The 6000-nt window shown below is 66.0% G+C and carries 5 protein-coding genes; 4 read left to right on the forward strand and 1 reads right to left on the reverse strand.

Annotated features, from left to right (window positions below; all coding sequences use genetic code 11):
• Positions 1-359: 359 nt before the first annotated feature.
• The 4 genes from J7I94_RS18265 to J7I94_RS18280 all read left to right on the forward strand — a co-directional run bounded on the left by J7I94_RS18265 (position 360) and on the right by J7I94_RS18280 (position 3873).
• Positions 360-1049: a GntR family transcriptional regulator gene (locus J7I94_RS18265; RefSeq protein WP_215168188.1), complete on the forward strand. Its 690-nt coding sequence runs from the start codon at positions 360-362 to the stop codon at positions 1047-1049.
• Positions 1050-1145: 96 nt separating this feature from the next.
• Positions 1146-1562, forward strand: a complete 417-nt coding sequence (locus J7I94_RS18270) for a carboxymuconolactone decarboxylase family protein (RefSeq protein WP_215168189.1) — start codon at positions 1146-1148, stop codon at positions 1560-1562.
• A gap of 182 nt (positions 1563-1744) precedes the next feature.
• A complete protein-coding gene (locus tag J7I94_RS18275) occupies positions 1745-3022 on the forward strand; it encodes an MFS transporter (protein ID WP_215168190.1) in 1278 nt (425 codons plus the stop codon).
• 311 nt (positions 3023-3333) lie between these two features.
• Positions 3334-3873, forward strand: coding sequence for a transposase (locus tag J7I94_RS18280; protein WP_215168191.1), 540 nt, complete (start codon positions 3334-3336; stop codon positions 3871-3873).
• Here the strand turns inward: J7I94_RS18280 and ltrA are convergent.
• Complete coding sequence (gene ltrA / locus J7I94_RS18285; RefSeq protein WP_215168192.1) at positions 3863-5293, reverse strand: group II intron reverse transcriptase/maturase; 1431 nt, start codon at positions 5291-5293, stop codon at positions 3863-3865. The two genes, J7I94_RS18280 and ltrA, sit on opposite strands and share 11 nt — an antisense overlap.
• Positions 5294-6000 lie beyond the last annotated feature (707 nt).

The following is a 6000-nucleotide window of genomic DNA, read 5'->3' on the forward strand; positions in this document are numbered from 1 at the left end:
CGCGGCCGCCACTTCGACACCCGGACCGTATGACAATGTTTCATCGAGGGTCAATGGTTGAGCACACGATGACCCCTCGGTGGCCCACGTGAGGCCGTATGGGCGGGAAAAATAGGGGCATATGATGCTGTAACTCGGGCTGTCGGTGCACGACTGCCTCTTGTCGAGCCTGAGGAATTGTCTTACGGTCCTTGCTCAGCGGAGGTCAGCAAGGCAACTTTCTCCGCGCCGGGGCCTGAAGACACACATCAGGAACGCCGTCTCCTGGTGGGGCGACCCTCTCAGTATGACAATCCGGTGGAACTGCGGTCCACGCTCGCCGGAGTATGGCGAGCGAGCGTCTATCCGAGGAGACTCCCGTGCCCGACAGCCGACTGACTGCCCCGTCCACAACGGCCCCGTCCCGCTTCCGGCTGGCCTCCGCCATCCGCGCGGCGATCAGCGACGGCACCCTTCAGCCGGGTGAGCGTGTCAACGAGCGGGAGCTGTGCGAAACCCACGGCGTGTCCCGCACGACCGTGCGGGAGACCCTGCGCCAGCTCGAAGCCGAGGGCTTTTTGACCCTGGAGCCGCATCGCGGCGCCGTCGTGGCGAGGATGTCCTACGCCCAGGCCGAGGCCCTCTTCGAGGTGCGCGAGGCGTTGGAGTCGCTGGCCTGCGGCCTCTTCGCCGCCCGCGGGGACCTCACGCACAAGCGCAGGCTCTCCGAAGCCCTGAAGGCAACGGAGGCGGCGATGCAGGGCGGCTCGCTCGACGAGGTGCTCGAGGTCAAGGACAGGTTCTACGACGCCTTGCTGGACGGGGCGGGAAACCCGGAGCTGACGACCTCCCTGCGCCTGCTGCACGCACGCATCCGCATGCTGCGCCGGTACTCGCTGTCGGTGCCGGGACGCCACGAGCGCACGCTGGCGGAGATCACCGACATCTGCCGCGCCATCGTCGCCGGAGACGTCGAGGGTGCCCGCAGGGCCGGCAGCCGGCACGTGGCACAGGCCCGGTACGCGGCCCTGCCGACGATCTTCGCGCAGGAGGAGCAACTGGATGCCTGACTGCGCGACGGGCCGGGCACGGTCTGGCGCTTCCGCCCGGAAAGAGGCAGACCTGCCGCGGCAACGAACACCGATGACGAACAGAAAGCAGATCACATGACCACCGTCAACAAAGAAGCGCTCGAGTACGTCAACGAGATGGCCAAGGCCCGTGGCTATGTACTGCCATACCACAAGCTCATGGCCAACGCGGACATCGATGTGCTCAAGGCGGCGAACCACTTGGTGACCGCCGCGTACACCGCGGAACGCAGCCTGGACAAGGCCACCAAGGAACTCATCTTCATCACCAGTCTCACGATCATGCGGGCCTCCGCCGGTCACATCGCCAGTCACATCCGGGTGGCGCTCGACCTCGGTGTCACACCCCAGCAGATCCTGGAAGCCATCGAGATCACCCTGCCCGAGGCCGGTGTGGTCACCTTCCAGCACGGCTTCTCCGTCTGGGCCGACGTGGTGGGAGCCACTGGTATCGAGCCCACCGTCGCCACTCACGACGGTTCCGCCCAGTAAGCCACCGGCCCGACCTCTCGTCGCGAGGTCCCGCGAGGCGCCCGCAACCGCCCGCGGGACCGCCGCAGAACACCGTCGTTCCCGCAGAAAGCGACCGCGCCATGCCCAGAACAACCCCAGAGCCCGCTCAGGCAGCTCACTCCGCCACCGAGGCCCCGTCGGAGGCCGCGGAGCACAGGGCTGTGAGCAAGGTGATCCGTCACCTCGTGCCCCTGGCCGTGATCGGCCTGTTCGTGTCCTTCGTCGACCGCACCAACATCGCCGTGGCCGGACCCGCCATGGAATCCGCCCTCGGGCTCACGCCAGCCGTCTTCGGTCTGGCTTCTGGGCTGTTCTTCGTGGGGTACGTCCTCTTCGAGGTCCCCTCCAACCTCGCCCTGCGGCGCTACGGCGCCAAGATGTGGATCGCACGCATCATGGTGAGCTGGGGCGTGGTCTGCATGCTCACCGCGCTGGTGCAGGGGGTGACGTCCCTGTACGTGACACGTCTCCTGCTGGGCATCGCCGAAGCCGGCTTCTACCCGGGCGTCCTCTTCTACCTGAGCCTGTTCCTGCCCGCGCGTCGGCTCACCCGCGCCTACTCCCTGTTCCAGATAGGCATCCCCGTCTCCCTGGCACTGGGCAGTGTCCTGACCTCCGCCCTGCTGACCATGGACGGCCTCCTGGGCATCGCCGACTGGCAGTGGGTCTTCATCATCGAAGGCGCCCTGGCCGTGGTGATCGGCGTCGTCAGCTTCGTCAAGATGCCCAGCACGCCCAAGGCGGCCACCTGGCTCTCCGACGAGGAGAAGACCGCCTTGCAGACGGCCATCGAACGCGACCAGAACCTCGACGAGGCTGACGACGCTCACGGGACACAGGCCGTCTGGGCCATCCTCCGCAACCGCCAGGTCTGGTACTACAGCGTCGTGTACATGCTAATGATGCTCGGGTTCTACTCGGTGACCTACTGGCTTCCCCAAGTCATCGAGCTGAAGATGCACGCGGGAACCGTGACCTCCGGACTGCTCTCCGCCATTCCCTGGACCGTGGCCACGATCGCCCTGGTCATCGCGTCCCGACGCCTGCAGAACCGCAGCCGCCGTACCACGCTCGCCATCACCCTGGCAGTCTCCGCGGCCGGCATGCTGCTGGCGAGCCTCACCGACAACGCCGTCTTCGCCCTGCTCGGTCTCTGCATCGGCGCGTGCATCCAGGTGGCCGTCCCGCTCCTCTACAGTTTCCCCTCCCAGCACTTCCCCGGCGCCAAGGGTGCTGTCGCCCTCGCTCTGGTCAACTCCATCGGCAACATCGGCGGCTTCATCGGCCCGTACCTCCTCGGTCTGCTGCGCGAAAGCACCTCCTCGGACCGGGCCGGGCTGCTCGTGCTGTCCTCCAGCTTCATGCTTGCCGCCGTGCTGTCGCTCGGGCTTCAGCGGCAGCTGCGCAAGTCGCCGGCCTACATCCCCGAGACCGGGTGACACCTCACCTCCGCGCCCGCACCGGGTGCAGAGACCGCAGCATTCATCACGCGCAGGTCTCAGCGGGACCGCGCTCTCTGGTCGGCCGACGGCACATGGAAAGCCGTCCTTGAAGAGTTGCAGATCGAGGCGGATGCCGGTGACCCGGACAAGGCGCTTGCCCGTCAGGTGTCCCTGCAGGAGTGGGCCGTGAACATCGCCTCCACCACCTGCCGGGCTCATCAGCACGCGGCTGGGGCACCCCGCACGCCTCCGGCCGACCACCCGCAAAAGGGGGCGGAACGCGTGAGGAGACAGATGGGCGCGAGGCGTTGGGACGCTCGCGGGGCGGGCTGACCAGCAAGGTCCATCTGCTCTCCGACGACCGGGCCCGCCCGCTGCACTGGCTGACCTCGCCGGGCCAGCGGGGCGACAGCCCGATGTTCGCCCCGGTGCTGGACGGCTTACGCATCCGGCGCCGCGGCGCCGGCCGCCCGCGCAGCCGACCGGACCGGGTACGCGGCGACAAGGCGTACTCCAGCCGCGGCAACCGTGCCTACCTGCGCCGTCGCGGCATCAAGGCCACCATCGCCCAGCCCGACGACCAGCGGGCCCACCGCAAGCGTCGGGGACAGGCCGGTGGCCAACCCCCGGCCTTCGACAAAGCCCAATACCGCCGTCGCAAGGCGGTCGAGCGGTGCGTGAACAAGTGGAAACAGTTCCGCGCGGTGGGTGAGGTCGACTCGGGGCGCCCTGCTGATGCTTCCACCAGTGGGTTTCCCCGAGCCGCCTCCCGAACCCGGCGTGCCCGTCTCCGGGCACCGGGCTCTCCACAAATCCCGTTCCGGGCTGTTCAGTTCCTCATGCCGTAGTGGGCCACGGAGCCGGAATGAGTTTTCCCCGGTATCGGTATCTGGTCGTGCTTACCTTGGCCGGGTTGAACAGTTCCGCTTTCTCTGTGACGGGCCACCAGCCGCCGTCGTAATAGCGTCGACGGAGCTGTTTCCAAGTGATCCCGGGGTGCTTGCGTCGGATCCATCGTGTCACTCTCATCCACGCGTAGTGGCTGAGGTAACAGAAAGCGACGTTCGACACTCCGGGACGGAAATACGCGCACCATCCCCGCAACACCGAGTTCAGTCGGTGAAGCACCGACTCCAGCGACAAGCTGACGTTCTGTCGTCCGGTCAGTTCCTTCGCCTTGCCCGTGACGGAACGCACTGATTTCCGTGCCGGGTAGGTGTAGATGTACTGCCGATCAGTGCCCAGTTTCCGGTGACGCTGGATGCGCCATCCGAGGAAATCAAGGCCCTCGTCAATGTGCGTGATATTTGTCTTCTCCACCGACAGGCGAAGGCCCATTGGCTTCAATGCCTCTGCGACCTCGTCGCGTAGTTCCTCGGCATGATCTCGGCTCCCGAAGACGAGTACGAGGAAGTCATCCGCATACCGGACCAGCCGGTAGTTGGGCAATCCTCGGCGCCGTCTCCTGCGCCGATCCTCGGAGGTGCCATCTGGTCCTCCGAGGCCCTGGGCGATGTGCTCGTCCAGGACCGAGAGCGCGATGTTGGCCAGCAGCGGCGACAGAATCCCGCCCTGCGGGGTCCCGGTGCGTGTGTCCGTGAAGGCCCCGTCACGGGACAGGATCCCGGACTTTAAGAACGCCTTCACCAAGGACAACACCCGCTTGTCCCCGATTCGATTCCGCACCCGCTCCATGAGGGCCGGGTGCGCGATCTCGTCGAAGCACGCCGTGATGTCGCCCTCCACCACCCACTCGTATCCGTGGCTGGCGAGGTAGCGAGTCTCGGCGATCGCATCGTGAGCTCGGCGGTTCGGGCGGAACCCATAGGAACACGGGAGGAAATCCGCTTCGAATACCGGCTCCAGCACCAGTTTCAAGGACGCCTGGACCACTCGGTCCGCCACGGTCGGAATCCCGAGACGACGAAGCTTGCCATTCGCCTTGGGAATCATCCGCTCGCGGACAGGAACCGGATGGAAGCTGCGGTCTCTGACCTGGGTCCGCAGCTTGTCGAGGAAAGCCTCGACTCCTTGCCCGGCTTCGATGGAGCGGGCGGTCTTCCCATCCACTCCGGCCGTGCGGGCACCCTTGTTTCCCCGGACAGGGTCCCACGCCACCAACAGGAAGGCGGGATCGGCCACGAGGTTGAACAGGTCGTCGAACCTGCGATGAGAATCATCGGCAGCCCAACGGTGCAGCTTGGTCTGGATCTCCAGTACCCGGCGTTCGGCCTTCATCAAGGCCCATTCCAGCTCGTCGGTATTCACCGGCGACAGCCTCCTGGCATTCCAGTCTCCTTACTGCTGACTTGCTGGCCCCCTTCCCCATGTGACCGGCTTTCCCGGCCTCGGAGTACTACGGAGCCTCCGTCCTGCCCCACGGCCATCAGCCGGCGATGGGCCTGCCCCGATCGGACTGGATGTCCGATATAGGGGCGACCGCGGACAGTTCCCACGTTCACCACGAATCGATCGACAGGTGAGGTGCCCAGCTCTACCCCGGCAGCATCGCCACGCTTACGCCGCAGACTTTCAGCGTGGCCTCCCCACCGATGAGTAGAGTCGGCTTCGGAGTCGACCACCGACGAGCGCTGGTGATCGTGCACTGCGTCCGGCCCAGATCCGCCAGGTTCGAGCCGGTGTCGTAATTACGGGGCGTCAGGCACTGATTTCTCGCGTGCACCTTCCTGTCTCGCTAGCCGGACCCGGACCGTCTGGCAGTACCAACCCGTCCCGGCGTTGTCGGGGCCGCTTACCGTTCGGCTCGGCATCCCCCGAACCGAACTGCCCCCAGCTTCAACCGGATTGCTACGACAACCCGGCGGTGAAGGTCTCTCACCTCACTCGATTCCATGGCGCCTCGTGGCGCACCCACCCGTTATGACAAGCGCGACTACATCTTCAACGGCACCCTCGCCGTCACCGCGATCGTCATCTGGCTCCGCGACACCGTTTAAGAGGTCATCTCACGTGGT

The sequence above is a fragment of the Streptomyces sp. ISL-12 genome, from assembly GCF_018614415.1.
Classification (GTDB): domain Bacteria; phylum Actinomycetota; class Actinomycetes; order Streptomycetales; family Streptomycetaceae; genus Streptomyces.